Source organism: Sulfitobacter albidus (assembly GCF_018200035.1).
Lineage (GTDB): Bacteria > Pseudomonadota > Alphaproteobacteria > Rhodobacterales > Rhodobacteraceae > Sulfitobacter > Sulfitobacter albidus.
Genome location: NZ_CP073581.1, coordinates 1902785 through 1929746, shown reverse-complemented (window position 1 = coordinate 1929746; position 26962 = coordinate 1902785). Strand labels below are relative to the sequence as shown.

25 protein-coding genes, 1 tRNA gene and 2 pseudogenes are annotated in these 26962 nt (G+C 65.3%); 12 read left to right on the top strand and 16 right to left on the bottom strand.

Features of this window, described 5'->3' with window-relative positions:
• The first annotated feature begins 89 nt into the window (after window positions 1-89).
• Window positions 90-1428 (top strand): annotated as a pseudogene (locus KDD17_RS09295) (oligosaccharide flippase family protein).
• Here KDD17_RS09295 and KDD17_RS09290 read toward each other — a convergent pair.
• The 7 genes from KDD17_RS09290 to KDD17_RS09260 all read right to left on the bottom strand — a co-directional run bounded on the left by KDD17_RS09290 (window position 1425) and on the right by KDD17_RS09260 (window position 8687).
• On the bottom strand, window positions 1425-2720 hold the full coding sequence (locus KDD17_RS09290; RefSeq protein ID WP_212703421.1) for a GumC domain-containing protein: 1296 nt from the start codon (window positions 2718-2720) through the stop codon (window positions 1425-1427). The pseudogene KDD17_RS09295 and the gene KDD17_RS09290 overlap by 4 nt on opposite strands.
• Window positions 2721-2844: 124 nt before the next feature.
• Window positions 2845-3726: a CpsD/CapB family tyrosine-protein kinase gene (locus tag KDD17_RS09285; protein ID WP_212703420.1), complete on the bottom strand. Its 882-nt coding sequence runs from the start codon at window positions 3724-3726 to the stop codon at window positions 2845-2847.
• A gap of 70 nt (window positions 3727-3796) precedes the next feature.
• Window positions 3797-4540 carry a sugar transferase gene (locus KDD17_RS09280; protein WP_212703419.1) on the bottom strand — a complete coding sequence of 248 codons (744 nt, stop codon included), beginning with the start codon at window positions 4538-4540 and terminating at the stop codon, window positions 3797-3799.
• Between the two features lie 532 nt (window positions 4541-5072).
• A tRNA-Glu gene (locus tag KDD17_RS09275) sits at window positions 5073-5147 on the bottom strand.
• 82 nt (window positions 5148-5229) lie between these two features.
• A complete protein-coding gene (gene recJ, locus KDD17_RS09270; protein WP_212703418.1) occupies window positions 5230-6969 on the bottom strand; it encodes a single-stranded-DNA-specific exonuclease RecJ in 1740 nt (579 codons plus the stop codon).
• Window positions 6970-7036: 67 nt separating this feature from the next.
• Window positions 7037-8323, bottom strand: a complete 1287-nt coding sequence (locus KDD17_RS09265) for a homoserine dehydrogenase (RefSeq protein WP_212703417.1) — start codon at window positions 8321-8323, stop codon at window positions 7037-7039.
• 82 nt (window positions 8324-8405) lie between these two features.
• Complete coding sequence (locus KDD17_RS09260) at window positions 8406-8687, bottom strand: hypothetical protein (RefSeq protein ID WP_212703416.1); 282 nt, start codon at window positions 8685-8687, stop codon at window positions 8406-8408.
• A 79-nt stretch (window positions 8688-8766) separates the two neighbouring features.
• Here KDD17_RS09260 and KDD17_RS09255 point away from each other — a divergent pair, with 79 nt between their 5' ends.
• Window positions 8767-9354 carry a TetR/AcrR family transcriptional regulator gene (locus KDD17_RS09255; protein WP_212703415.1) on the top strand — a complete coding sequence of 196 codons (588 nt, stop codon included), beginning with the start codon at window positions 8767-8769 and terminating at the stop codon, window positions 9352-9354.
• 11 nt (window positions 9355-9365) lie between these two features.
• On the opposite strand, the gene KDD17_RS09250 is transcribed toward KDD17_RS09255, so the two are convergent.
• Together KDD17_RS09250 and KDD17_RS09245 are read right to left on the bottom strand one after the other, a co-directional pair.
• A complete protein-coding gene (locus KDD17_RS09250; protein WP_212703414.1) occupies window positions 9366-10277 on the bottom strand; it encodes a pirin family protein in 912 nt (303 codons plus the stop codon).
• Between the two features lie 154 nt (window positions 10278-10431).
• Window positions 10432-11589 (bottom strand): 4Fe-4S double cluster binding domain-containing protein, encoded by a 1158-nt coding sequence (locus KDD17_RS09245; RefSeq protein WP_212703413.1) that lies wholly within the window; start codon window positions 11587-11589, stop codon window positions 10432-10434.
• A 107-nt stretch (window positions 11590-11696) separates the two neighbouring features.
• Between KDD17_RS09245 and KDD17_RS09240 the strand changes: the two genes are divergently transcribed.
• The gene (locus KDD17_RS09240) at window positions 11697-12644 is read left to right on the top strand and encodes an NAD(P)-dependent oxidoreductase (RefSeq protein WP_212703412.1); all 948 of its coding nucleotides are present in this window, start codon (window positions 11697-11699) and stop codon (window positions 12642-12644) included.
• A gap of 65 nt (window positions 12645-12709) precedes the next feature.
• Complete coding sequence (locus KDD17_RS09235; protein WP_212703411.1) at window positions 12710-13201, top strand: hypothetical protein; 492 nt, start codon at window positions 12710-12712, stop codon at window positions 13199-13201.
• A 59-nt stretch (window positions 13202-13260) separates the two neighbouring features.
• Here the strand turns inward: KDD17_RS09235 and KDD17_RS09230 are convergent, their stop codons facing one another.
• From KDD17_RS09230 to KDD17_RS09215, 5 genes are all read right to left on the bottom strand, one after another.
• Window positions 13261-13824: a TadE/TadG family type IV pilus assembly protein gene (locus tag KDD17_RS09230; RefSeq protein ID WP_254796759.1), complete on the bottom strand. Its 564-nt coding sequence runs from the start codon at window positions 13822-13824 to the stop codon at window positions 13261-13263.
• On the bottom strand, window positions 13824-14363 hold the full coding sequence (locus tag KDD17_RS09225) for a TadE/TadG family type IV pilus assembly protein (RefSeq protein WP_212703410.1): 540 nt from the start codon (window positions 14361-14363) through the stop codon (window positions 13824-13826). Before KDD17_RS09225 ends, KDD17_RS09230 begins: the two co-directional genes overlap by 1 nt.
• Window positions 14360-15622, bottom strand: coding sequence for a vWA domain-containing protein (locus KDD17_RS09220; RefSeq protein ID WP_254796758.1), 1263 nt, complete (start codon window positions 15620-15622; stop codon window positions 14360-14362). The genes KDD17_RS09225 and KDD17_RS09220 overlap by 4 nt, the downstream gene beginning before the upstream one ends.
• Window positions 15622-15783 (bottom strand): hypothetical protein, encoded by a 162-nt coding sequence (locus KDD17_RS18815; RefSeq protein WP_254796757.1) that lies wholly within the window; start codon window positions 15781-15783, stop codon window positions 15622-15624. The genes KDD17_RS09220 and KDD17_RS18815 overlap by 1 nt, the downstream gene beginning before the upstream one ends.
• A 231-nt stretch (window positions 15784-16014) precedes the next feature.
• Window positions 16015-16488: a YbaK/EbsC family protein gene (locus tag KDD17_RS09215; protein ID WP_212703409.1), complete on the bottom strand. Its 474-nt coding sequence runs from the start codon at window positions 16486-16488 to the stop codon at window positions 16015-16017.
• Window positions 16489-16661: 173 nt separating this feature from the next.
• Here KDD17_RS09215 and KDD17_RS09210 point away from each other — a divergent pair, with 173 nt between their 5' ends.
• Together KDD17_RS09210 and KDD17_RS09205 are read left to right on the top strand one after the other, a co-directional pair.
• Window positions 16662-18095 carry a Glu/Leu/Phe/Val family dehydrogenase gene (locus KDD17_RS09210; RefSeq protein WP_212703408.1) on the top strand — a complete coding sequence of 478 codons (1434 nt, stop codon included), beginning with the start codon at window positions 16662-16664 and terminating at the stop codon, window positions 18093-18095.
• Between the two features lie 2 nt (window positions 18096-18097).
• Window positions 18098-18490 (top strand): SH3 domain-containing protein, encoded by a 393-nt coding sequence (locus KDD17_RS09205; RefSeq protein WP_212703407.1) that lies wholly within the window; start codon window positions 18098-18100, stop codon window positions 18488-18490.
• 7 nt (window positions 18491-18497) lie between these two features.
• On the opposite strand, the gene KDD17_RS09200 is transcribed toward KDD17_RS09205, so the two are convergent.
• Both KDD17_RS09200 and KDD17_RS09195 read right to left on the bottom strand, forming a co-directional pair.
• Entirely contained in the window at window positions 18498-19385 is an 888-nt protein-coding gene (locus KDD17_RS09200; protein WP_212703406.1) for an SGNH/GDSL hydrolase family protein, read from the bottom strand.
• Window positions 19386-19405: 20 nt separating this feature from the next.
• Window positions 19406-20299 (bottom strand): SGNH/GDSL hydrolase family protein, encoded by an 894-nt coding sequence (locus KDD17_RS09195; RefSeq protein ID WP_212703405.1) that lies wholly within the window; start codon window positions 20297-20299, stop codon window positions 19406-19408.
• A gap of 161 nt (window positions 20300-20460) precedes the next feature.
• Here KDD17_RS09195 and KDD17_RS09190 point away from each other — a divergent pair, with 161 nt between their 5' ends.
• From KDD17_RS09190 to KDD17_RS19245, 6 genes and pseudogenes are all read left to right on the top strand, one after another.
• Entirely contained in the window at window positions 20461-21714 is a 1254-nt protein-coding gene (locus KDD17_RS09190; protein ID WP_212703404.1) for a sarcosine oxidase subunit beta family protein, read from the top strand.
• A 98-nt stretch (window positions 21715-21812) separates the two neighbouring features.
• Window positions 21813-22076: a sarcosine oxidase subunit delta gene (locus KDD17_RS09185; RefSeq protein ID WP_212703403.1), complete on the top strand. Its 264-nt coding sequence runs from the start codon at window positions 21813-21815 to the stop codon at window positions 22074-22076.
• The gene (locus KDD17_RS09180; RefSeq protein WP_212703402.1) at window positions 22073-24994 is read left to right on the top strand and encodes a sarcosine oxidase subunit alpha family protein; all 2922 of its coding nucleotides are present in this window, start codon (window positions 22073-22075) and stop codon (window positions 24992-24994) included. The genes KDD17_RS09185 and KDD17_RS09180 overlap by 4 nt, the downstream gene beginning before the upstream one ends.
• Window positions 24987-25523 carry a sarcosine oxidase subunit gamma gene (locus KDD17_RS09175; protein ID WP_212703401.1) on the top strand — a complete coding sequence of 179 codons (537 nt, stop codon included), beginning with the start codon at window positions 24987-24989 and terminating at the stop codon, window positions 25521-25523. Before KDD17_RS09180 ends, KDD17_RS09175 begins: the two co-directional genes overlap by 8 nt.
• Before the next feature lie 37 nt (window positions 25524-25560).
• Window positions 25561-25863, top strand: coding sequence for a hypothetical protein (locus tag KDD17_RS09170; RefSeq protein ID WP_212703400.1), 303 nt, complete (start codon window positions 25561-25563; stop codon window positions 25861-25863).
• 48 nt (window positions 25864-25911) lie between these two features.
• Window positions 25912-26934, top strand: a pseudogene (locus tag KDD17_RS19245) (toprim domain-containing protein); the annotation flags it as partial.
• Between the last annotated feature and the right edge of the window lie 28 nt (window positions 26935-26962).

The following is a 26962-nucleotide window of genomic DNA, read 5'->3' as shown; positions in this document are numbered from 1 at the left end:
CGGACGCTACGCCGCCGCTGCGCACTGGCGCAAGGGCACGCGGCCCGCTACCAATGCGCTAGCGCCGAAACCGGAGGATATTGCGGCAAATGGGTGGTCTTTTGCAGCAGTTGCGCGGTGGGCGTCTGATGGCGCGGGTGATGCGGTCGGGCGCGTGGATCGTGCTGGGCTATGGCGGCAGCCAGGGCTTGCGACTGGCGAGCAACCTGATCCTGACGCGGCTGTTGTTCCCCGAAGCGTTCGGCCTGATGGCGCTGATCAGCCTTGTGACGGTGGGGTTGATGCTGTTCTCGGACGTGGGCATCGCGCCCTCCATCGCGCAAAGCAAGCGCGGCGATGACCCGGATTTTCTGAACACCGCGTGGAGCATTCAGGTGATCCGGGGGTGATCCTGTTTGGCATTGCGGCGGCGCTGGCGGGGCCTGCGGCGTGGTTCTACGACGCGCCGGATCTGGCGCTCTATCTGCCCATCGCGGCGCTGAGCCTGTTGGTCGCGGGGTTCAACCCCACGCGGATCGAGACGGCGCACCGGCATCTGCTGGTGGGGCGGCTGACGGTGCTGGATCTGACCTCGCAGGCGATCGGGATCGTGGTGATGATCGTGCTGGCGTGGATCTGGCAATCGGTGGCGGCCCTGGTCGTGGGCGGGGTGATCGGCGCGCTGGCAAAGCTGGCGCTGACGTGGATCTACCTGCCCGGTGCGGGCAACCGGTTCCGCTGGGAAGGGGCGGCGGCGCGCGAATTGATTGGCTTTGGCAAGTGGATTTTCCTCAGCACGGTGTTCTGGTTTTTCGCAAGCCAGGGCGACAAGGCGGTATTGGGCAAATTCCTGAGCCTTGAGACCCTGGGCATCTACAACATCGGCTATTTTCTGGCGAGCTTTCCGATGCTGCTGGGCACGGCGGTGACGGGCAAGCTGATGATCCCGGTCTACCGCGACGCAAAACACAGAACGGCCAAGATCGCGCGCCTGCGCTACGCGCTCAGCGCGGGGATATTGGGGCTGTTGCTGGTGATGGCGGCGGTGGGGCCGTGGCTGGTGGGTGTGCTCTATGATCCGCGCTATGCGCTGGCGGGGGGATCGTGACGCTGCTGGCGGTGGCGCTGGTGCCGCAGGTGATCGGGCTGACCTACGATCAGGCGGCGCTGGCGGCGGGGGATTCGCGGCGGTTCTTTGTGCTGACGGCGGTGCGCGCGGTGTTGCAGGTGGGCCTTCTTATCGCGGGGGTGAGCCTGTTTGGTCTGGCGGGGGCGATCATCGGCATGGGGCTGGCGCAGTTGCTGACCCATGGCGCGGTGATCTGGCTCGCGCGGCACCACGATGTGTGGGACGCGCGGCACGATCTGGCGGTCGCTGTCGTAAGCGGTGCGCTCGCCGCCGCTGCTGTTTGGATCAACCTCGACGCGGTGCGCGCGCTGGCGGGCTAGCTTTGCCGGGCGAGCCGTGCGGCGCGGCCCGCCTTGCCGGCCAGACGCCGCTTTTCGCGCTGCATCCGCCATTTCGAGCTTTGGAATTTCGGCTCAAGCGTCGGGACAGAGACGACGGGCATGATGCCGACCTCGCGCTGCATCTGCCGGGCAGAGCGGATGACGGGGCGGCGCAATTCCAGCAGGAACGCCACGACAAAGGCGAATATCGTAGCGGCCACGCCGCCCATGATCGCACGGCGCTTCTTGCTCATGGTGATGGGATAGTCGGGAACCTGCGCCTCTTCGATGGTGGTCAGACGCTCGCCCTGATCGCCGGTCTCGAGGTTGAAGCCGACCTGCGCCTCGTTGCGGCGCGTGGCGACGACCTCCAGCTGGGCCTGCAACTGCTCGCGCCGCCGCTCGAACGCGGCCAGCGCGCGCTGCGTCTCGGGGGAGCTTTGCACGCTGTCGCGCAGCTCGTCCCGGCGGGCGACAAGCAGGCTGCGCTGCTGGGTGAGGGAATTGAGCTGGGCGTCGATCTCCTGCTCGGCGCGCTCGACTGTGGAGGCGCGCCCGCCGCGGTCGATCTGGGTGCGCGCCAGCTGCGCGGTGATGATGCCGCGATCCAGCTCAAGAATGCTCTCGTTGATCTGGGCCATCTCGGCGAGGCGGAATTCGACGCCCCCTTCGAGCAGCAGGTCGTTTTCGCTGCGGAAGGTTTCGATCTCGCGGTCGAGGGCGGCGAGGGCGTCGATGACCTGCTGTTCCTGCTGGCTGAAGAAGGCGAGCGTCGCCTCGGTCTGCTCGCGCCGCTGGTCGGCCATGAGGGCGCGGGTGCGGTCGGCGAATTCATGCGCGACATCGCGGGCGAGCTGGGCCTCTTCCATGTCGGCGGTGATGGTCAGCACCGAAATCGTGCCGTCATCGGTGAACCCTTCGCGTGCGGCGGCCACCCCGGTGATCGACACCGACCGGCGCAGCAGATCGACCCGTTCGCTGGGTTTGAGCGCGTCGAGATTGGCAAAGAGGTCGTATTTGGCGATCACGTCCTCAAGGCTGGCGCGGGCCATCAGCTTTTGCTCGATCAGCTGCAGGCGGCGGGCGGAGGAGCCATCGACGGTGGAGCGGGCCAGCTCATCCGCGATCTTGGGCTGCTCGATCTGGATGACCTCGGACGAGCGGTAGACGTGCACATGGCTTTGCGCCCAGTAAAGCGCCGCAATGCAGCCGCCGAGGATCACAAACAGGATCACGCCCAGCCGGCGCCGGGTCATGTCGAGAAAATCTTGCACTGTATAGATCGGGCCCATGCCGGGTTCCCTCTGCTGCCTGTCTGATGTCCGTTTGCCGGATCACAAGGCGGATGGGTACATCAATACTTAGGCAATAGTATGACGTCCGGCCCGCCGCGCCAAGGCGCCGGGCTGTCGCAGATCAGTAGCTTTCGATGCTGGACGCGCGGGCGCGGTTCAGGATCACGCCCAGCAGCGGCACCTGCCCGTCAAGCACGCGTTCACATTCCTTGATATGGCGCGCCATGGTCTGCGTGCCGTCGGATACCAGCAGCACACCGTCAAGCTGTGGCAGAAACGCCGCCGCATCATCGTAGCTGAGCAGGGGAGGCAGATCGTAAATCACCGCATCGGGGCGCAGGGCCGCGCGCATCTCCGCGAGGCTTTCGAGGGTGGCGGGATCCTGAAGGATCTCTGCCGCATCGTACTGCGGCGCCTGTCCGAGGCCCACGGCAAGCGTGTCGGAGGCGCGCAGGATATAATCGCTGATCGCGACATCGCCCGCGAGAAAGTCGCGCAGCTCCCCGGTGGCGGACGCATCCATGTCGAGCGTGTGCGCCAGCCCGGGATTGCGCATGTTGAGATCCATCAGCACCGTGCGCGAGGAGGGGACCCGCGCAAGGCTCGCCGCGAGATTGGCGGCGGTGAAGGTGTTGCCGCAGCCGCCCGTGGGCGAGGCCACGCCGATATTGCGCCACCCGTTCTGTCGCATCGTCTGGCGCAGGCGCGTGCGCAACGTGTCAAAGGCGCGCGAGACGTCTGTTGCACGAAACTCCGCCTCGGCCTGGCTGCCGGGCAGGATGTGCTGATCCTTGCCCGGCTCCTGTGCGTGCAGCAGCTGCCAAAGATCGCGCGGTGCCGCGTCCAGCGGCGCATCGACCGTCGCGGGCACCTGCACGGCGTCCAGATCCAGCACGACCTCATCCGGCAGCGGCTCCGCCACGGCAAACCGTCGCGGGCGCGTGAAGCTGCCGCCAGAGGGCACCATGCGATCGGTCGCGTCTGTCAGATATGTATCCTTCATCGGATCGGGCTTTCGGGGTCTGTGCATGGCATCAAGATAGGCCGTGCGGGGTGGTTTTTCCAGCGCGGGCCTAGCAGCCCGTGCGGCGCAGCATAACGTGCACGGTTCGGAAGATCAGAGCGATATCGCCCCAGAACGACAGCGTCGTGTTGTAGGTGCGGTCAACCTCGTTACGGAAGGCAAAGCCGTTTTCGTTGCGCGCCGACACTTGCCACAGGCCCGTGATACCCGGACGCAGGGCAAAATAATGGCTCGGGTTGCCGTACATCGGCAGTTGCTCGGGCATCATGGGGCGGGGGCCAATCAGGCTCATATCGCCTGTCAGCACGTTCCACAGTTGCGGCAGCTCATCAAGGGATGTGGCCCGCAACAGCGCGCCGATCCGGGTGACCCGCGGATCATGACGCAGCTTTTGCTTGTCATCCCACTCCGCGCGCATTTCCGGGTTGGCCGCCAGGTAGCTTTCGAGCACCTGATCGGCGTCCCGCGTCATCGTGCGCAGTTTCAGGATCGAAAACCGGCGCCCGTTCTCCCCCAGACGGGTCTGACGGTAGAAGGGGTTGCCGCCCTCGATCCAGAGCGCGAGGGCGCAGACCGCAACGACGGGCAGGAAGAACGGCAGGCTCAGGATCACGAGCAGAGTTTCAAGCAGACGCTTGCCAACGCTCCGGTACAGGCCTTCGCGTGTCTCCGCGCAGGCGGCGGGGTGCAGTTGAACGGCGCGGGCGAGCGTCAGATGCGCGTTCAGATCCCCGCTCGCCGCGGCGAGCCGTGCGAGGCCGTACCCTGGCTGTTCCGTGTCAAATTTCTTCATCGTCGCAACCCCCCAGGGTCATGTCGGCGCCGCGTCGGTGCCGGGCCATCCCGGAACGCTTTGCCTTGGTATGTCGCGGCTGTGGCAGCAGCCCCGACGGATCGTCTTGTCGTTCGCAACTTTGCCGCGCGGGCAGCGTTGCTGTTTGTGCTCTTCGGATCCGCACAGGGCAAACGCGTGTCCTGGACGGGTCGCTTCCGTGCCCTCTAGATAACAGGTTTTTGCCATATTTGAGGGGGAATTTTCGAAACACACTGTTTCGTGTGTCCCTCACCATAGCGTGTATTTTGCGACTTTTTCTTTATAAAACAAATGCTTGAAAATTTAGCGTTTCTTACGGTCAGGGCGACGATTTCCCCGTAGCGCCCGCAGAAGGCGCCCCATCTGTGCCACATTTGCCTGACGCCGTCAAAAGAAACGCTGCGCTGCGGCAAAAAAGCCGAACGAATAGCCTGGAATCCGCCGGATTGTCCCCGGGGCTCACCACTCGACCGAGTAGTCATGGCGCGATCACATCTTTTTCAAAGGAAAGTGGCAGCCCGTAGGGGAATCGAACCCCTCTTTTCAGGTTGAAAACCTGACGTCCTAACCGATAGACGAACGGGCCACTCTGTCGTGAGCGCTTCTCTAAATAATCCCGCCTGAGGGTGCAAGACGATTTTTTGTCCCGATGGGGATTTTTCACGGGCCTACGCGGGGGCTGCGTCCTCCAGCCGCAGCTGCACGCTGCGCCGACCCTGCCAGCTGTTGATATCGAGCCGCCCGGCAAGGTGAAAATGCGCCCCGCCGTGGTTTTCCAGCGCGGCGCCCAGCGGCCCGTCGTAGGCGTCAAAACAGATCGCGTCGGTACGCCCGCCCGCCCCATCGCCAAAGCTGATCTTGAGATGCGATTCGCCGACGCGGCGCGCGGAAAAGATGCGCATGTCAGCGAACACGTAGCGCGGGCCGGGGGCACCCGCTCCGAAGGGGCCCGCGGCCTCGATCTGTTCGACCAGTTCGACCTGCGCCGCAGCGGGCATCAGCAACCCGTCGAGCCGCAGATCGGCAGGCCCCAGAAGATGGGCGCCCTGTTTTTCCAGCAGCTCCCCCAGCCGCGCCATGGCGGCCTCCAGCTTGTCCTCGGCCACGGTCAGCCCGGCGGCCATCTTGTGCCCGCCGCCCTTCATCAACAGCCCCTGCTGGGCAAGCCGCTGGATCGGCGCGCCCAGATCAATGCCCGAGACCGAGCGGCCCGATCCCTTGCCGATCCCGTCCTCCAGACCGATCACAATCGCGGGGCGCCCGGTCGCCTCCTTCAGACGTGCGGCTACGATGCCCACCACACCGGGATGCCAGCCCGCACCCGCTGCCCAGACGAGCGGCCCTTCCGTGCCCCGCGCCTCGGCCTGCGCAAGTGCTGCGGCGCGCACCGACGCCTCGACCTCGCGCCGCTCGGAGTTGAGCGCGTCCAGCCGTTCGGCCAATGCGGCGGCCTCGTGCGGATCATCGGTGGCGAGCAGTCGCGCACCCAGATCCGCCTTGCCGACGCGCCCGCCCGCGTTGATGCGCGGTCCCAGCAAAAAGCCAAGGTGATACGCGGCCGGGGCCGTATCCATGCGCGCCACATCCGCAAGCGCCGCCAGTCCCACCCGCGCGCGCCGGGCCATCACCCGCAGGCCCTGACGCACAAACGCCCGGTTCACCCCGATCAAGGGCGCCACATCCGCCACGGTGGCAAGCCCCACCAGATCCAGCATCGCCATCAGATCGGGGCCGCGCGTTCCCGCTTCGCGCAGCTGCCGCCCGGCCTCCACCAGCATCAGGAACACCACCGCGGCCGCACATAGATGCGCCAGCGCGCCATCCTCGTCCTGGCGGTTGGGGTTCACGACCGCATGACAGTCGGGCAAAGTCTCCGCACCCAGGTGGTGATCCAGCACGATCACATCCGCGCCCTTCGCCGCCGCAATCGGCCCGTGCGAAAGTGTGCCGCAATCGACGCAGACAATCAGATCATGATCCCGCGCCAACGCCGCCATCGCCTCATCGTTTGGGCCATAGCCTTCGTCGATCCGGTCCGGCACATAAAGCGTGGCGCGATGCCCCATATCCCGTAACCACACCAGAAGCAGCGCGGCAGAGCTGCCGCCATCCACGTCGTAATCCGCAAAAATCGCGATCCGCTCGCGCGCCCGCACAGCGCCGACAAAGCGCGCCGCCGCCCGCTCCATATCGCGCAGGCTGCGCGGGTCGGGCAGCAAATCCCGCAAGGCAGGCGCCAGAAACGCCTCCGCCGCCTCCGCCGCTACCCCCCGCCGCGCGAGGATCTGACAAACCGCCAGCGGCAGCTGCGCGCGCTGGTGCATCGCTTCAGCGGCGCGCGACACCTCTGCCGTGGGGCCGATCCAACGCCGCCCGGTCAGCGAAGCTTCAACGCCGAGGAAACTCACCACAACACTCCCTGCACCCTTTCAAAAATACCTATATCCGGCGGTGCCGCGCGTGCCGCCGCCCGCGTCAGACCTCTTCGATCCGCAACGCGACCGGCGCACCCGAGACGACGCCAGTGGCCGACATCGCCGATAGCGCGTGATCCAGATCGGCGCGGGTTGTCTTGTGGGTCACGATCAATACAGGGGCGCTGTCGCCCGCATGATCGTACTGTCGCATCCGGTCGATCGACACGCCCGCCTCGCCCAGGACCGCCGCCACTTTGGCGAGCGCGCCGGGCTTGTCCTTGAGCGCCATGCGCAGGTAATAGGGCGCCGCGCGCTGGCTCAGCGCGGGCTTCGCCGCCCGCAGTCCGCTGGCGGCCTGGCCAAAGACCGGGCCGCGCACGCCGCGTGCGATGTCGCAGATGTCGCTCAGCACGGCACTCGCCGTGGGGCCCGCGCCGGCACCGGGGCCGCGCAGCACGATCTGGCCCACGGCATCGCCTTCGAGCACGATCATGTTGGTGCCGCCCTCCAGCTGACCCAGCGGAGAGGTCTGCGGCACGAGGCAGGGCTGCATGCGTTGCTCCAGCCCACGGCCGGTCATCTGCGCCACGCCCAGCAGCTTGATCTTGTAGCCCATGTCGGCCGCCGCGTGAATGTCCTCGATCGAGACGCGTTCAATCCCTTCCAGCTCGATCCCGCCAAAATCCACCTGCGTGCCAAAGGCCAGCGACGACAGGATCGCCAGCTTGTGCGCCGCGTCGATCCCGCCCACGTCAAGCTGCGGATCGGCCTCGAGATAGCCCAGCCCATCGGCTTCGGCAAAGACGTCCGCGTAGGGCAGGCCCGCGTCCTCCATCCGCGTCAGGATATAGTTGCACGAGCCGTTCATCACGCCCATCACGCGGGTGATCTCATTGCCTGCCAGGCCTTCGCCAAGCGCCTTGATCACGGGGATGCCCCCGGCCACGGCGGCCTCGTATTTCAGCGCGACGCCCGCGGCCTCGGCGGCCTCGGCGAGCGCCTGGCCGTGCATCGCCAGCATCGCCTTGTTGGCGGTGATGACGTGTTTGCCCAGGCCAATCGCCGCTTCGGTCGCGGCCTTGGCCGGGCCGTCTTCGCCGCCCATCAGCTCGACGAACACATCGACGTCATCGCGTTTGGCGAGCGCCACGGGATCGTCCTCCCACGCGTAGCTATCAAGCGCTACGCCCCGGTCCTTGCTGCGGGAGCGCGCGGAGACGGCGGTGATCTCGAGCGAGCGCCCGGTGCGGGCCTGCAACAGGGCGCCCTGGCGGCGCAGGATCTGCACCACGCCCGCACCGACCGTGCCCAATCCGGCAATTCCAAGACGAAGGGGATCTGACATGGGGCTTGCTCCTTTAGGGCGGTGAAATCTCAGACCCAGCGTCTAGCCGGCCCCGCGGCCCCGCGCAACGCATGGCGCGCGCTTATTGCAGGCCCTGCGCCAGCCGTTGCCGTTCGCGCCCGGTCAGCACTGATCCGCGCAGCCGTGCTGCGCGCGCGCGCAGCCGCGAGATGCGCGCATCCAGCGCAGCATTTGCCTGTGCGGGCACGACGCCGGGGGTCGTCGCCTGTGCCACGATCGGCGCCAGCGGCACCAGCGCGGGATAGGCCGCCTCCTCAAGCGCGGGCGTGACCGTGTGATCCAGCTGCGGAAAGGTCGTGCAGGCGCCAAGACCCAGCGCAAAAATGAGGCAGTGCGGTTTCATGGCCCCGTTGTGCACCACCTGCGCGATCCTGCGCAAGCGTGCCCTTTACATCTGAACAAGCGTTCAGATACTGGAGCCCATGGCCAGAACAGCGGGTTCGCATTCAGATATCACCGGTCCGCGCGTGCGCGACGCGGCGCTACGGCTGTTTGCCGAGCGCGGCTATGCCGCCGTGTCGATGCGCGCCATCGCGGGCGAGGTCGGCGTGCAGGCCGGTGCGCTCTACAACTATACGCCGGACAAGCAATCGCTGCTTTTCGATTTGATGGAAGGGCACATGACCGAGCTGCTCGGCGCCTCGGCCGACGATCCCGGGCAATCGCCACACGACCGGCTTCAAGATTTCGTTTCGTTCCACATCGCTTTTCACCACGCGCGCCCCGACGCGGTATTCATCGCCTATATGGAATTGCGCAACCTCACGCCCGAAAACTTTGCCCGGATCGAGGCGCTGCGCCGCCGCTACGAGGACGGGCTGGAGGCGATCCTGCGCGCGGGTGTTGCGCAGGGGGATTTCGACGTGGCCGATACCAAGATCGCGACGCTTGCGATCATCGCCATGCTGACGGGGGTGAACACGTGGTTCCGCGACGGCGGGCGGCTGTCGCTTGACGAGGTCATCGCGCAGTATTGGGGCATGGTGCGCCGGGCGGTCGGGGCCGCCTGACGCAAACGCGCTCAATGCGCGGGTTTGATGAAGGTCCCGTTGTTGAGATCCTGCATCGCCTGCATGATCTCGGCGCGGGTGTTCATCACGATGGGGCCGTGCCAGGCTACCGGCTCTTCAATGGGTGCGCCGGAGATCAGCAGGAATCGCATCCCCTCGGGCCCCGCCTGCACGGTGATCTCGTCGCCCGAGCCAAAGCGGACCAGCGTGCGATCGCCCGACATGTCGCGGATGTTGAGCTCTTCGCCCGCGACTTCCTTTTCCAGAAGGACGCCCGACGGGCGCGATGCATCCACGAACGCCCCCGCACCACCGAAGATATAGGCGAACGCCCGGCGGTAGGTGTCGATGCGGAATGTCTTGCGCACGCCTGCGGGTACGGTGACGTCAAGGTATTGTGGATCGGCGGCGATGCCGTCGACGGGGCCACGCTTGCCCCAGAACTCGCCGGTGATGATGCGTACCTTGACGCCGTCGTCGTCGATGACTTCCGGGATCGCATCTGCGGTCACGTCCTGATAGCGCGGCGCGGTCATCTTCTGCGCGGCGGGCAGGTTGCCCCAGAGTTGGAAGCCGTGCATCGCGCCAGCGGCGTTTCCGTGCGGCATCTCCTGGTGCAGGATGCCCGATCCGGCGGTCATCCATTGCACGTCGCCCGCGCCAAGCGACCCGGTATTGCCGAGGCTGTCGGCGTGATCGACGGTGCCGTCGAGCACGTAGGTGATCGTCTCGATCCCCCGGTGGGGATGCCAGGGAAAGCCCTTTTCAAAGTCCTGCGGGCGATCGTTGCGGAAATCATCGAACAGCAGGAAGGGGTCAAGCTCGCTTGGATCCTGAAAGCCGAAGGCGCGGTGCAGTTTGACGCCTGCGCCCTCCATCGTCTGCTGGGCCGCGCGTGTCTCGAGGGTGGGTCTGAGGGACATGGGATGGTCTCCTTTCACTGTTGCGCTCCAGATAGGGTGCGGCGGGACGGCGCTCAAGCGGGCGGGACCGCAGGGGGGCTGTGCGGGGATGCGCAATCACTGGCGGTTCCCGGAATTTTCGAAAATTCCGGCCCGATTTTTTCGAAAAAATCGGTCAGTCGCCGCGCGCGTCGCGCCACCAATCGCCGGGTTTGCGCCGCGCCCCGCGGCGGCGGTCGAGCCAGAGGGCCACGCGGCGAAGCGGCGAGAGCGCAAGCCGCAACCACAGCCGGTCGCGGCGTCGGGAAAAGTCACGGTTGAACGGGCAGACCCGCAGGCAGATCGCGCAATCGGATGCCAGCTTGGCCCAGAAGCCAAAGCATTTCTCGGCGTCCGAGGTCCATTTGCGTGCGCCTTTCAGCGCCGAGATATTCGGCCCGCCCACCTGCGGCGGCCCGTAAGGCAGCGCCTTGACCGGGCAGGCGTCGGCGCATTTGGTGCAGATATCGCAGAACGCGGCGACACCCATCGGGCGCGGGCTATCATGGGCGAGCGGCAAGGTGGTAAAGATCTTTGAAAACCGCAAGCGCGGTCCGAATTCAGGCGTAATCACCATCTGGTTGCGGGCGTATTCGCCCAGCCCCGCCTTGAGCGCAAAGGGGATCACCAGCCCGGTGTCGTTCATGCTTGCGGTCGCTTCATATCCCAGATTGCGGATATAGGCGGCCAGCTGCATCACGATCGCGGCCTCGTGGCTGTAGGCCATGCCTGTCGCGGCCCCGGCGAGCGCCGAGGGGTAGGTATCGACCAGATCAGCGTCCATCGCGTGGCCCAAGACGATGACCGACGTGATCCCCTCGGGCAGATCGACGGGCCGCGCGCTCATATCGCGGGTATCGACGGCGCTGGCATAGATGAACCGCGTGTCCATCTCTGAAATGCCACACAGATCGGCGCCGAAGAGTTTGGCGATGCGCTTTACTTCCGCGCTCATGGCGGCGGGATCATCGACCGGCACGGCGGTGTCGGCCACGGGGGTGTCGTTGTCGATGGCGGCCTGAAAGCCTTCGCGCCGCCCGCTGTCGCCGCCCCGGTTCGAGACCAGATCGCTGATCAGCCAGCTGGCGTTGCGCAGGGCAAAATCGCGTTGGGTGAACCCATCGCCCCGGCGCGGTGCCGCCTCCATCCGGTAGGAGGCAAAGAACGCATCCGTACGCGCGCTACGCACCGCCGGATCCCAGAACGCGCGGGTGAAGATGTCGTTGCGCTGGGAAAAGCGTTCGAATTCCGGCCCAAGGTCGATGCCGGCCGCTGTATCGGTGGGGCGTTTCATGGGGTGAGCCTGCGGTGGAGGCGGTCGTTTGTCAAAGGTCGCTTTCGGGCGCGACGTGTCGGTGCCGCCCGGTCAGCCTTGGCCCAACCAACGGGAGAAATCATCGCATGAACATCGGATTTATCGGCCTCGGCAATGTCGGCGGCAAATTGGCGGGCAGCCTTGTGCGCAACGGGTTGGCGCCCGTGGTCTTTGATCTGGACGCGGGCCTGATCGCGCGTCAGGTGGCGAAGGGCGCACGTGCGGGCGAGGGCCCCGCGCAAATGATGCGCGACTGCGATACGGTCATCTCCTGCCTGCCAAGCCCTGAAGCCTGTGCCGCTGTGGTTACGCAGATGCTGCCGGAGGTCGGGCCGGGCAAGATCTGGATCGAGATGTCGACCACCGACGCCGCCGAGATCAAGCGCCTTGGCGCGCAGGTCATCGCGGCGGGCGGGCAGGCGGTGGATTGCCCGGTCTCGGGCGGGTGCCACCGTGCGGATACCGGCAACATCAGCATCTACGCGGGCTGCACGCGCGAGACATTCGAGACGGTGCTGCCCGTGCTCACCCACATGGGACGGCGGATTTTGCACGTGGGCGATCTGGGCGTGGCAAGCACGCTGAAGGTGATGACAAATTATCTGGCGACCGCCAATCTGCTGACGCTGTGTGAGGCGCTGACGGTGATGAAAGCGCAGGGCATGGACATGGGCGTGACCTATGACGCGATTGCGATGTCGTCGGGCACCAGTTTTGTGCATGAAACCGAAAGCCAGCTGATCCTGTCGGGATCGCGGGACGTGAATTTCACCATGGATTTGATCCAGAAGGATATCGGCCTGTTTCAGAAGCTGGCCGATGATGCGGGCGTGCCGCTGGAAATCTCTCCGCTGATGATCGAGATGATGACCGACGGGCAGCGCCGCTATGGCACCCGCGCGCAATCGGACCGCATGATCGAACGGCTCGAAGAGGCGACAGGGCTGAGTGTTCTGGCCGATGGCTTCCCGCAGGAGCTGGTCGATGATGAACCCGAAGAGCGCGGATACGAGGTGGTTGCGCGCCGGGGCTGAGGGGCGGTGACGCTGGACGGCGCGCGGTGCAGAGGGTAGGGGCAGACGCAAAAGGAGCGCCGCCCATGTCCGATACCGCACAAGAGATCCTTGCCACCGTTGCTGCCTCTCCCGGACGCCGGGTGCTGGGGATGGTCTCCCTCGCCGGGCTGGGCCTGCTGGTGATCTGGCTCGCGCTCAGCGAACAGCCCGCGTTCCTGTGGCGCCTGTTCCTGCTGGGGCTGGGCGCGGGAGCGATCTGGATCGCGGACCTGATGCGCCGCGCCACCGCCAGTCGGATCGAGCTGACCGAGACCGAATTGCGCGACGCCGATGGCACCGTGATCGCACGGATCGAGGATATCGAGGCGATGGATCGCGGGTTTTTCGCGTTCAAACCTTCCAACGGGTTCCTCATCCGCACCCGTGTCGGCGCGCCGCGCGCCTGGCGGCCGGGGCTGTGGTGGCGTCTCGGCCGCCGCATCGGGGTGGGCGGCATGACGCCTGCCAGCCAATCCAAGGTGATGTCGGAAATCATCGCGGTGATGCTGGCCAAACGCGAAATGAACCCCGACTGAAACGAAAAAAGCCCCGGCGTCCATCGGGCGCCGGGGCTGTGTTTGGGTTTCGGGCGCGTTCAGACCGCGTTGTCGAAGACGATCTGCGGCGCGTAGCGGGGGCGGGTGAAGACAAAATTGTCGATCACGCGCCGCTCCAGACCGGTCTTGAACGGCGGCTCGTAATTCGCCCATGTCTCGACCAGCAGCACACGCTCGGCGTCGACCATGTTGGGCAGCTGCCCCTTGATGTTGGTCACATCGTCCTCGCTGAGCTGGGGCATCAGGGTGCCGCGGGTCTGCGACCAGTCCAGCTTGATCGTGTTGCTGCCGGCATCGTAATATACCAGCGATACGCGCAGGGTGCTGTCCTGAGGATCACGCGTCATCGTGTCGAACAGGGCGTGCATACCGTCAAGGTAGTCGTTGTCGATCGCCGCCGTCTCGCGGGAGACCATGTCACCGATGGTATAGGCCGCCTTTTGGTGCAGCGCATACTGGCGGTAGGCATCGAAGATCGAGAACATCGCCATATAGACCCAGAACAGGACCGGGATGATGATCATCGTCTCCAGCGCGATGGAGCCTTCTTCGTCCCGCGCGAAATCCAGGTTCAGGAAGGATTTGAGGTTAATCATGAACATTAGCTTGGCTCCTGTACAAAGGCGGTGATCGAGACCATGCGCGCTTCGCCGTTGCTGTTTTTCTCAAGGTAGTAGCCGAGGCCGGTTGTCGGAAAGACGGGCTTGAAACGGTAGCAGGCGCGCAGGATCATCAGTTCGTGCTGTTGACCAAGGCTCCAGCCGCGCACCGGCGTTGCGTTGGAATAGATATTCTCGCAATCCGGGTTGGCCGGCAGGCCGGTAAAGTCGCGTGGATCCATCGGCAGCATTTCAAGCTTGAGATTCTCGTCGCACTTGTCCAGGCCGCCGCTGTTGGCGCAGATCGCGGTCCTCAGGTCATCGTGGCTGAACGTCGCTTGTGTATTCAGGCGGACGTCACGGGTGGTGACCTCGAGGGCGCGGTCCAGCATCAACTGGCGGATGCTGTAGATCCCCATTTCGAACCCCATGAAGAACGTGCCAAAGATAAGCGGCAGCATGATCATGAATTCCAGGGCAACGACCGCGCCGTTTTCGGCTTTGCGGAAGATGCGGAAGCGGTTTTTGAGACGAGTAATCATTGTGTGAGCCTCAGCTGGTTGATTTGGCGCGCAATGGCTTTGAACGCGCTGGTGATTTCGACACCTTCGACCCGGAAGAAGTGGGAGGGCGAAGAGGCACATCTTTTCATGACATCGGCGCCGTTGTCGGTGACTTCAAAACCGATGGACCAGATCACGATGTTCTTTTCCTTGGCGGCATCGCAGATGTTGTAGAGAAGCGAGTTGCCGAGGCTGGGGGAGTATTTCGCGTAGCGGAACGAGCTGCGGTAGTAGCTGTGCACGTAGTTCGCGAGATACCAGTTCAGGTTGTAACGGTTCCAGTGCGACGCGTGGCTTGCGTTGGCATAGTAGCGGCTTGCAATACGGTAGGAATAGTCGTGCTCACCGTCGGTCATCAGAACCACCGTCTTGAGCGTTTCCTCGTCCTCGTAAGCTGCAGGACGCGCGGCAAAGATCGGATCGACCTCATTGTCCTGTACCAGCGATGTGGTGATGTTCTGGAAATCGGGATCGAGCAGGCCGGCGGCCCATTTCATCCCGGCAAAGATCGATGTCGATCCCGTTGGAACAAGCGCGTCGATCTGGTTGTGCAGCGACGTGATGTCCTGGCTCAACACTTGAATATCTTCGTTGGCGCCATCCGGGCAAGACGGATCAGTCGTGTCGTTGGAGTAGCCGTCGAAGTTCCAGTAGAAGTGCTGGACCTGATCGTAGGTCTTGCCGCGATCAAGCGTGGCGCTGCTGAAATCCTCGTCGTCGAATTCAAGGCAGTGGCTGTAGGGATGGCTGTAGTCCACGTTGAACTTGCTCATCAGGTTGGGGCCTGCGCTGACGTGGCCCGAGTAGGGCACCAGCGAGATCGACACCAGATCCTGTGTCTCGGGCCGCAGCACGGTCGAGACGAACTCCTTGGCCGCGTCCTGCATGTTGGCAATGCGGTTGTCCCAGGCCATGGAGCCGGAGATGTCCAGCACCAGCGAAATCTCGACGTTGTTCACGCGCTCTTCGGCCTCGGCAAAGCTGCGCAGCGGCAGGCTGTCGATGCCCAGAAGGTTCATGAAGTTGGTTGGCGTCTCCGCATCCGCATTCACCGAGACGGTGCGGAAGTTCAGACCTTCGGAGACATTGACCGAATTGGCACGATCCCCCAGACCGGACTTCTCGAAATAGTCCTGCACGACCTCCGACGGAATGCCGGGTTGATTGAGATCGGCAGCGGCGAGCACCGCGCGGTCGGACACGTTCTGGATCTTGACGCGCTCCATCTCGTTGCGCATCAGGTCAACCCCGATGCCCCCACCAACAGCAACAGCAAAAGCGTGACAACCGCGAATACCGTCGCGGAGCCGTCCTCCTGCCGTGTGAACCGACGCCGGGCACCGGTGAGGATGTATTCCGCGGACTGCGGAATGCAGGTCGTCGAAAAAAGTTTAGACATATACGTCACCTCTCTGGCCAAAGACGTGGTATCTGCACGCGGATTGGCGGTTATCTGCCGAGGTGTATGGCTGAAAATTGGGGCCAAAGTTGGGCGGGTAATTGCCTAAATATCTAATTTTATTCGATATTTTTTCATCAATGAGGGGTTGCGACCCCTACTGTTGCGGGGCTGCGAACAGTGGAACACAATTCGACGTAAAACTGCGGCAAAAGCGCGAAGGTTGAGTCGTCACCCACCGCCCTGGCTGAAGATCACCGCCCCGCAAGCCGCGCGCAGCGTGTCAGGCGCGATTTCGAAAACGGTTTCCGGCGCGCCGCCGGCCGCCCAGACGCGGTCGTGGGTCATCAGGGCCGCGTCGATCCATGTGGGCATCTCGCACAGGTGCCCGATCGGGCTGACCCCGCCGATGGCAAACCCGCTCTCGCGGCGCACCCGTGCGGGATCGGCGCGCACAAGCGGCTCACCAAAGATTTCGGTGGCGCGGCTGAGGTCCAGATCATGCGCCCCGCTGACCAGCACCAGCTTGAGCGCGCCGCTCTCGGCGCCCTCGAAAATCATGGATTTGGCGATCTGCCCGACGGCGCAACCCACGGCATCGGCGGCCTGCTGCGCGGTGCGTGTGCTTTCGGGCAGGGTGATGACCTCGATCTGCAACCCGAGGTCTGCGGCGGCGCGTTTGACGCGGTTTACACTCTTTCCCATGCGGTCCTCCCTGCGGCGTTCCCAGATTGAACGCCGCGCCACAGGATGCAAGGGCAGATACACGTTCGCAAACCGATTAAAAAACTGGCAACTCCGGCGCTGTAGGCTAGGGTGCACTCAACCGGTTCGGGATACGCCCGTTCGGGTATTCTGCTAGAAAAAAGGCCAGTCCCATGTCCCAATCCACCCACGAGCCCAGCTTTCGCGAAAGCGTCGACATGATGTTCAATCGCGCGGTCGGCTTGATGGACCTCAAGCCCGGTCTTGAGGAAAAGATCCGCGTTTGCAACGCCACCTACACGGTGCGCTTTGGCGTGCGCCTGCGCGGCGAGATCAAGACATTCACCGGCTACCGATCGGTGCACTCCGAACATATGGAGCCGGTCAAGGGCGGCATCCGCTATTCCATGGGTGTGAGCCAGGATGAGGTCGAGGCGCTGGCGGCGCTGATGACGTTCAAATGCGCGCTGGTCGAGGCGCCGTTCGGCGGCTCCAAGGGCGGGCTTTGCGTCGATCCGCGCGAATACGAAGAACACGAGTTGGAGCTGATCACCCGCCGCTTTGCCTATGAGCTGATCAAGCGTGACATGATCAACCCCGCGCAGAACGTGCCCGCCCCCGACATGGGCACCGGCGAGCGCGAGATGGCGTGGATCGCGGATCAGTACAAGCGCATGCACACCACCGACATCAACGGCGCGGCCTGTGTCACCGGCAAGCCGATCAACGCAGGCGGTATCCACGGCCGGACCGAAGCCACTGGCCGCGGCGTGCAATACGCCCTGCGCGCGTTCTTCCGCGACGACGAGGGCGTGAAAAAGGCCAATATGAAGGGCGATCTGGACGGCAAGCGCGTGATCGTGCAGGGCCTTGGCAACGTGGGCTATCACGCGGCCAAGTTCCTGAGCGAGGAGGACGGCGCGCCCGTCGTCGGCGTGATCGAATACAACGGGGCCATCTGGAACGACGACGGCATCGACATCGAGGCGCTCAAACAACACATCACCGAGACCGGATCCCCCGAAGGGTTCGACGGCGGCAAGTTCATCGAGGACGGGACCAGCCTGCTGGAGGCCGAGTGCGACATTCTGATCCCGGCGGCGCTGGAGGGGGTGATCAACCTCAAGAACGCCAAGAAGATTCAGGCCAAGCTGATCATCGAGGCGGCCAATGGTCCCGTCACCGCGGGGGCCGACGAGATCCTGCGCGACAAGCAGACCGTCATCATCCCCGATATGTACGCCAACGCGGGCGGGGTGACGGTGTCGTATTTCGAGTGGGTCAAGAACCTCAGCCACATCCGCTTTGGCCGGATGCAGCGGCGGCAGGAGGAATCGCGCCATCAGCTGATCGTCGACGAGCTGGAGCGGATCAGCCGCGACACCTCGATCAACTGGACGCTCAGCCCCGACTTCAAGGACAAGTACCTGCGCGGCGCGGGCGAGCTGGAGCTGGTGCGCTCGGGCCTCGATGACACGATGCGCATCGCCTACGAATCCATGGCCGATGTCTGGCACGGGCGCGATGATGTGACCGATCTGCGCACCGCCGCCTATCTGGTGGCGATCGGCAAGGTCGCGGCGAGCTATCACGCCAAGGGGCTGTAGACATGCGGGCGCTTTTTCTGGCGGGCGCGCTTGCGCTCGCCACGCCCGCGACGGCCGAGGTCGCCGTCTACGGGGAGGTCGATCTGACCGGGCTTGCGCGCGACAGCTGGGCCCTCAACCCCGGGTTCGACAGCCACAACACGATGGTATGCAACGTCAACGGCCCTGACGGATACCTCAGTATCCGCAGCGGGCCGGGGTCAGATTTCGAGGCGGTGCGCAGGCTCAACCGCCTCGCCATCGTGGTTGTCGATGCCGACGAGCGGCGCGGGCGCTGGGTGCGCGTGCTGCGCGCCTACCGCGAGGTCACCAAGGACGGCACCGGCCAGCCGTTCCGGGATCTGCCGGTGCAGGGCTGGGCGCACGACGGCTATCTGTGCGACTTCATCCATTGATCCGGGCCTAGCGGTCGTTCGAGGCGAGCACGACCGGCGAAAGCTGCGTGAGCACGGCGGCGCAGATATTGTCCATCTCGGCCGAAAAGAACTTGCGCGCGGCACGCTCGTTGGGGTGGTAGATGTCCTTGACCTTGCCCGACTTGGCACGCCGGAAATGGCTGCGGTTGCCTTGATTGGCGGCAATGGTGCGCGCGGTCGCCCCTTCGACAAAGCTGCACGAGGCGCCCGAGATCTCGAACGCCCATTTGATGTTTTCTTGGGCCTTCAGCCGCCTGTCGGTCACCTTTTTCGAAAAGGAGGGCGAGGTGGTCATGAAGATGCAGGGCGTGCCGGGGGGCACCTGCTCCATCATGTCCTGCACGTCGGCGAGCGCCCGTTCGCGGCTGTCGGCCCAGCGGCCACTGGAATTGCCCAGAAACGACATCAGCAGCAGTTTGGGCGCGTAGTAGTCGGGCGCAAACATCGCCTCGAAAGGCGACTGACCGCGTTGGCAGAATTGATAGGGCCGACCGCGCCCAATCTGCGCGTATTTGTTGCCGGTGCGGTTGATGATCCCGTAGGTGCCTGCGTTGACCTTCCATTTGGGATCGACGTCACAGACGGCGCCCTTTGCCCTGCCGGCGCGGGCGGTCCACGAATGCAGAGAGGTGGAGCGCACGCCGATCACCGCCACCTTCATCGCGTCGATATGGGCCAGCGCGTTTTGCTGCGCGCGCGTGGGCGCGCAGTTAGTTTTGATGTTCTTGAAGAAATCCAGAAACACCGGGCCCGAGCCGAAGGGGATCTGGCTGTCGCCCAGAATGAGAATGTCGGGCGAGACAAAATCCTCCTGCGCGGCCAGTGGGGTGACAAAGAGGGACAGGGCGAGGGTGAGGGCGGCGGGCAGGCGCATGGGCACTCCTTTCGGTGACATCAATTTGGCAGCGCGCGCGCGAGCGCAGCGCACAGGGCGGGGGTTTGCAGCTCGAAAAAGCGCGCGGCGGAGCGGGCGGTGGGGTGGCGCGGATCGGTGACGGTGCCAGCGGCATCGGTGCGGAAATGCGCGGGGTTGTTTTCAAACGCACCAAGGGTCGTGTCGGTGAGGCCGGGCACAAACGCACAGCGACCCGAGGCGCGCACGGCGTCGCCAAGGTGCCCCTGCGCCACGGCACGGCGCCGGTTGTCGGCGGGCACGTAGGCGGGGATCGTTGTCATCACGAGACAGGCTACATCGGCGGGCAATTGCGCGCGGGCCGCCGCCCAATCGGCGCGTGCGGTTGCTGGCGATTGCCAACGCGCGGCACCATTGCCCAGAAAGGCCAGCACGACAAGGTCGGGGTCATGGGCGGGGGCGTCAAAGACGGCCTGCAACGGGCTGCGCCCGGTCGGGCAGAACGGATAGGCGGGATCGGTGCCGATCTGCACATAGCTGCGGCCGGGCGATGTCACGCCGTAGGCGCCCGCGTTCACGCCGAACGTGGGATCAACGTCACAGACGGTGCCCCGCGCGGGGCCGTCGGCGGCGGTCCAGTGGTGCAGCGCGCTCGAGCGCACGCCGATCGCCGCCGCCTTTGCCCGCGCATAGCGGGGCGGCAGGCCCGCGCAATTTGCGCCGAGCGCGCCGAAAAAGCGGGTATAGGCGCCGCCTGCACCGAAAGAGATCTGGCTGTCTCCCAGCACGAGGATCTCGGTGGGACCTTGGGCGGCGGCAATGGGGACAGGCGCTGGCGGGGCCGTCAGGTCCACCGGCGCCACGGGGGCCTCCACGCGTGTCGCCGTGCAGGCCGCGAGGGCCAGCGTCAAGGCAAGAATGGGGGTACGGCGCACAGGCATGGCGCCATTGGCAGGGCGCGCGCGCCGCATTGAAAGCAAAATCAGCGTGAGTAAACCGCTTGTGATGCGCGGATAGGCCCGCAGAGGTCGCAAATGGGCGTTGAATTGCGGCGCGTTGACGGTCAGATTGCCGGAGTAACAGCACGAGGTTTGGGATGCGATTTTCGGGATGGCGGGTTCTGCGTGAAGGGCTCACCGGGAACAAGGGCTGGGGCCCGCACTGGCGCGATGCCACGCCCAAGCCCGAGTACGATGCCATCATCATCGGCGGCGGCGGGCACGGGCTTTCGACGGCCTACTACCTCGCCAAGGAGCACGGGATGCGCAACATCGCCGTGTTGGAAAAAGGCTATCTTGGCGGTGGCAACGTCGGGCGCAACACGACGATTGTGCGGGCGAATTATTTCCTCGACGGCAACTCGCAGTTCTATTCCCATTCGCTGAAGCTGTGGGAAGGGCTGGAGCAGGATCTGAACTATAACGCGATGCTGTCGCAGCGCGGGGTGATCATGCTGGGCCATTCGGACGGGCAGATGGACAATCTGGCGCGCCGGGGCAACTCGATCCGGGGGCAGGGCGACGATGCCGAGCTGCTGGGCAAGGCCGAGATCCGCGCGCTGCTGCCCTATCTGAATGCCGACAACACGCGCTTTCCGGTCTACGGCGGTCTGCTGCACCGGCGCGGCGGCACCGCGCGCCACGATGCGGTCGCCTGGGGCTACGCGCGCGGGGCGTCGGATCGCGGCGTGGACCTGATCCAGCAATGCGAAGTCACCGGGATCGACATCGAGAACGGGCGTGTCACCGGCGTGCAGACCACGCGCGGTGCTATCAAGGCAAAAAAGGTTGGTATTGTGACCGCGGGGCGCTCGGGCCAGGTGGCGGCGATGGCGGGGATGCGCCTGCCGATTGAAAGCCACGTGTTGCAGGCGTTCGTGAGCGAAGGGCTCAAGCCCTGCATCGATCACGTCATCAGCTTTGGCATGGGGCATTTCTATATCAGCCAGTCCGACAAGGGCGGGCTGGTGTTCGGCGGCGATCTGGATTTCTACGCCTCCTACGCGGCGCGGGGCAACCTGCCCATGGCCGAGCATGTGATGGAGGCGGGCATGACCCTGATCCCGATGATCGGCAAGGCGCGGGTGCTGCGCAGCTGGGGTGGGATCATGGATATGACGCCCGACGGCTCTCCGATCATCGACAAGACCGGGACCGAGGGTTTGTTCATAAATTGCGGCTGGTGCTACGGCGGGTTCAAGGCGGTGCCGGGCTCGGGCTATTCCTTCGCGCATCTGATGGCGACGGGGCAGCACCACGCGCCGGCGGCGAACTACCGGCTGGACCGGTTCCGCACGGGTGTGAACCTGATGGATGAGGAGGGGACCGGTGCGCAGCACAACCTTCACTGACGCGCGCGATCATCGGGCGGTGCGCCCGCGGCGCCGGTGCGCAGGCGTATTTTTGGCACAAAAAAGCAAGCGGGCGCGGATGGGCGTCGGAGGTTTTGATGCGGATTGATTGTCCATTGTGCGGTGCGCGGGATCGGCGTGAGTTTTACTACAAGGGGGCTGCGGTCTCGCTTGACCGGCCCGCACCCGATGCGGGGGAGGCGGCGTGGGACGCCTATGTGCATCTGCGTGACAATCCCGCCGGGCGCACGCGCGATCTGTGGCAGCATGAGGCGGGGTGTGGGGCGTGGATCGTGGTGGAGCGCGATACCGCGACGCACGAGATTTTTGGCACGTCGCTGGCGTCGGAGGCCAAGGCATGAGGTTGCGGGAAGATCATCTGGGCGCGCCGGTGCGGTTTCGGTTCGACGGTGTGGGCTATACCGGGCGGGTGGGCGATACGGTCGCCTCGGCGCTGTTGGCGAATGGCGTGCGGCTGATGGCGCGCTCGTTCAAGTACCACCGTCCGCGCGGGGTGTTGACGGCAGGCTCCGAAGAGCCCAACGCGCTGATCACCGTGGGGCGCGGCGCGGCGGCGGAGCCGAATGTGCGCGCGACGGTGCAGGAGATCTACGAGGGGCTCGATGTGCGCTCGCAGTCGGCCTGGCCTTCGTTGCGGTTCGATGCGATGGCGGTCAACGATCTGGGGTCGCGGTTTCTGGGGGCTGGGTTTTACTACAAGACCTTCATGTGGCCCGCGGCTTTCTGGGAGAAGATTTATGAGCCGGTGATCCGCCGGGCGGCGGGGCTTGGCGGGCTGTCGGGTAAGGCGGATGGTGACGTCTATGACAAGGCGTTTGCCTTTTGCGATGTGTTGGTGATCGGCGCGGGGCCTGCCGGGTTGATGGCGGCGGCGACGGCGGCGGACGCGGGGCTTGACGTGATCCTGTGCGATGAGGACAGCGCGGCCGGCGGGCGGTTGCTGGCGGAGCGCGAGCAGATCGGTGGGTCTGATGCGGCGGACTGGGCGCGCGCGCAGGCAGAGGCGCTTGCGACGCGGCCCAACGTGCGCGTCATGACGCGCACCACGGTGACGGGCGCCTACGACGGGGGCGTTTTTGGCGCGCTGGAGCGGGTGGGCCACCACCGCCCGCGCGATGGCGCGCCGCTGGAGTGTTTCTGGCGCATCACCGCACGTGCCTCGATCCTGTGTGCGGGCGCGATCGAGCGGCCCATCGCCTTTCCCGACAATGACCGGCCGGGGATCATGACGGCTGGGGCGGTGCGGGCCTATCTCAACCGTTGGGGCGTGGCGCCGGGCAAGCGGGTTGCGGTCTTTGGCAACAATGATGACGCCCACCGCACGGCGCGCGATCTGCATGCAGCGGGGGTGAGCGTCGCGGCGCTGATCGACAGCCGGGCGGATGTTGAGGTGGGGGACCTGCCCTATCCGGTGCTGGCCGGCGCATTGGTGACAGGTACGCGGGGGCGCACCGGACTGCGCGGCATCACCGTCGAGGGACCGGGGGGCAAGCAGGAAGTCGACGTCGATTGTCTGGCGTTGTCGGGGGGGTGGAACCCCTCGGTGCATCTGACGTGCCACATGAACGGGCGGCCCACGTGGCAGCGCGACATCGCGGCCTTCGTGCCGACACCGGGCAGCATTCCCGGCATGGAAGTGGCGGGGGCCTGCAACGGAGCGTTCTCGACCGTGGCCTGTCTGCGAGAGGGGGCCGAGGCCGCCGCACGGGTGGCGGAGCGTCTTGGGGTGGATACCGTCGAGCCCAGGCTACCGTCCGCTGACGACACGCCGACGCGCATCAGCCCGCTTTGGGCGGTGACCGGCAAGGGGCGGGCGTGGCTTGATTTCCAGAACGACGTGACCGTCAAGGACGTGAAACAGGCCGCCACGGAGAACTTCCGCTCGGTCGAGCATATGAAGCGCTATACCACACAAGGGATGGCGACGGATCAGGGGAAGAATTCGAACGTGGCGGCATTGGCGGTGCTTGCCGATGCCACCGGGCGCGGGATTGTCGAGACCGGCACGACCACCTTCCGTCCGCCCTATACGCCCGTGGCGATTGCCGCGATGGGGGCGGGGGCCGAGGATAAGGGATTTGCCCCGCAGCGGCTGACGACCTCGCACGCCGCCAGCGTGGCGCGCGGCGCGCCGATGATCGAGGCCGGGCTTTGGTATCGCCCCAGCTATTTCCCGCAGGCGGGAGAGACGACCTGGCGCGAGAGTTGCGACCGCGAGGTCGGCTATGTGCGCCGGTCGGTCGGGGTTTGCGACGTCAGCACGCTGGGCAAGATCGACATACAGGGGCCGGACGCGGGCAAGCTGCTGAATTTTGTCTATACCAACGTGTTTTCGACGCTGAAGGAGGGCCGCGTGCGCTATGGCCTGATGCTGCGTGAGGACGGCACGGTGATGGACGACGGCACCTGCGCGCGGCTGGGGCCGGCGCATTTCGTGATGACCACCACCACGGCGGCGGCGGGCGACGTGATGCGGCATCTCAATTGGGTGACTCAAGGGCTGCATCCTGAGTGGGACGTTCGGTTCACTTCGGTGACCGAGCAATGGGCGCAGTTCGCCGTGGCCGGGCCGCAGTCGCGCGATCTGCTCAACGATCTGCTGGAGGTGCCGATTGACGCGGAGAGTTTCCCCTTCATGGCCTGCGGTAGGGTGCGGCTGGGCGGCGTCGACGGGCGGCTCTTCCGGATTTCGTTCTCGGGCGAGCATGCCTATGAGATCGCGGTGCCCGCGCGCTATGGCGCGTCCCTGTTCGAGGCGTTGGTGGCGGCGGCTGAGGCGCGCGGAGGCGGGGCCTACGGGATGGAGGCGCTCAATGTTCTGCGCATCGAAAAGGGGTTCATCACCCACGCGGAGATTCACGGGCGGGTGACCGCGTTCGACATTGGCGCGGCGCGCATGATCTCGGCCAAGAAGGACTGCGTGGGCAAGACGCTTGCCGCCCGGCCCGGTCTGGTCGATCCGGCGCGCGCGCGGCTGGTGGGGCTGCGCCCGGTGGATAAGGGCGCGCGGCTGACGGGGGGCGCGCATATCTTTGCCGCCGGAGCGGAGGCGGTGCACGCCAACGATCAGGGCTATGTCACCTCGGTCGGCTATTCGCCGGATCTGGGGCAGATGATCGGGTTGGGGTTTGTGAAACGGGGCCCTGAGCGGATGGGCGAGCGGATGCAGGTGGTCGATCACGTGCGCGGTGTGCGCTGCGAGGTCGAAATCGTGGAGACGGTGTTTGTGGACCCCGAGGGAGGGCGCGTGCGTGGTTGAGTTGAAAGCACAAAGCCCGGCGGCGGATCTGCTGCCGCTTGAGATCGGCGGAATCGTTGCGCGGGAGGTTGATCCGGGAGAGGTGTGCTCTTCGCTGCCCTTCAGGCGCTCATCGCAAGCGCAGCTGGACGCGGCGCTGGGGGCGACGTTTCCGGGGCCGGGGCAGTGGGTGCAGTCGGGTGCGGCGCGCGCTGTCTGGGCCGGGCAGGGCGAGGTTTTGCTGATGGGGGCTGCGGCCCCTGCGGCGCTGGGCGATCACGCGGCGCTGGTGGATCAGTCGGACATGTGGTGCGTGGTCGAGCTTGCGGGTGCGGGCGTTGAGGACGTGCTGGCGCGTCTGGTCCCGCTTGATCTGCGCGCGGGCGCCTTCCCGGTGGGCAGCGCCACGCGGTCGCTCTTGGGGCACATGCACGCGCTGATCATCCGCACGGGCGACGAGACGTTCGAGGTCGCGGTGTTCCGCTCATTGGCGGGCACGCTTGTTCACGATCTGCGGCGGGCACTGGAAGCCGTGGCCGCGCGCGGATAGGATGCGCGCAACTGACCCGTTTTTGTGGAGTACGCCCATGTTTCGTTTTGCCCCCATCCTTGTCGCCCTGACCCTTGCCGTGCCGGCCACGGCGCAGACCGCCAAACAGACCGATTGCGGCTATCAGGCCGATGTCGTCGCCGCCGTGCAGGCCGCGCGTATCGACCGCGTGGGCGAGCGTAAGGTCGCTGCGCATATCGGCGGCACCGACACCGCATGGCCCGATAAATACGACGCGGTGATCCCGCTGGTCACGCCATGGGTCTACCAGATGAAGATGAGCGAAGTCCGCTCCTCCGATCTGGGTGCGGCGTGGAAAGAAGTCTGCCTGAGCCAATAAGTACGGCAGCATCTGGACTCCGGGCCGGCGCACGCCAATATAGAGCTTATGAGCCTGCCCCCCGGATTTCTTGATGAGCTGCGCACGCGGTCGAGCCTTTCGCAGGTGGTCGGTCGCAAGGTCATGTGGGATCAGCGCAAGTCCAATCAGGGCAAGGGCGACATGTGGGCGCCGTGCCCGTTCCACCAGGAAAAATCCGCCAGTTTCCACGTCGATGACCGCAAGGGGTTCTACTATTGCTTTGGGTGTCACGCCAAGGGTGACGCGATCTCCTTCGTGCGCGAGACCGAGAATGTGGGCTTTATGGAGGCGGTCGAGATCCTCGCGCGGGAGGCCGGGATGCCGATGCCCGAACGCGACCCGCAGGCCCAGCAAAAGGCCGACAAGCGCAGCGAGTTGGCGGATGTCATGGAGTTGGCGGTCAAATGGTTTCGCCTGCAACTGCGCACCGGCGCGGGTGCTGCGTCGCGTGACTATCTGACGGGGCGCGGGCTGGATCAGGACGCGGTGGATCGCTGGGAAATCGGATTTGCGCCCGATGCCTGGCAGGGACTGTGGGATGCGCTCAAGGGCAAGGATATTCCCGATCAGATGATCCTTGATGCGGGGTTGGCCAAGCCCTCGCAGAAGGGGGGCAAGCCCTACGACACCTTCCGCAACCGCATCATGTTCCCGATCCGCGACGCGCAGGGCCGCGCGATCGCCTTCGGGGCCGCGCGATGGACCCCGACGACAAGGCGAAATACCTCAACTCCCCCGAGACGGCGCTGTTCGACAAGGGCCGCAGCCTCTACAACATCAAGCCCGCGCGCGTGGCGGCGGGCAAGGATCAGCCGCTGCTGGTGGCCGAAGGGTACATGGACGTGATCGCGCTGAGCGAGGCGGGATTCGAGGCGTCGGTCGCCCCGCTGGGCACGGCGATCACGGAAAACCAGCTGGCGATGCTGTGGCGGATCTCACCCGAGCCGGTGATTACGCTCGACGGTGACGCGGCGGGCCAGCGCGCGGCGCTGCGGCTCATCGATCTGGCGCTGCCGCTGCTGGAGGCCGGGCGCTCCTTACGCTTTGCCATGATGCCCGAGGGGCAGGACCCGGATGA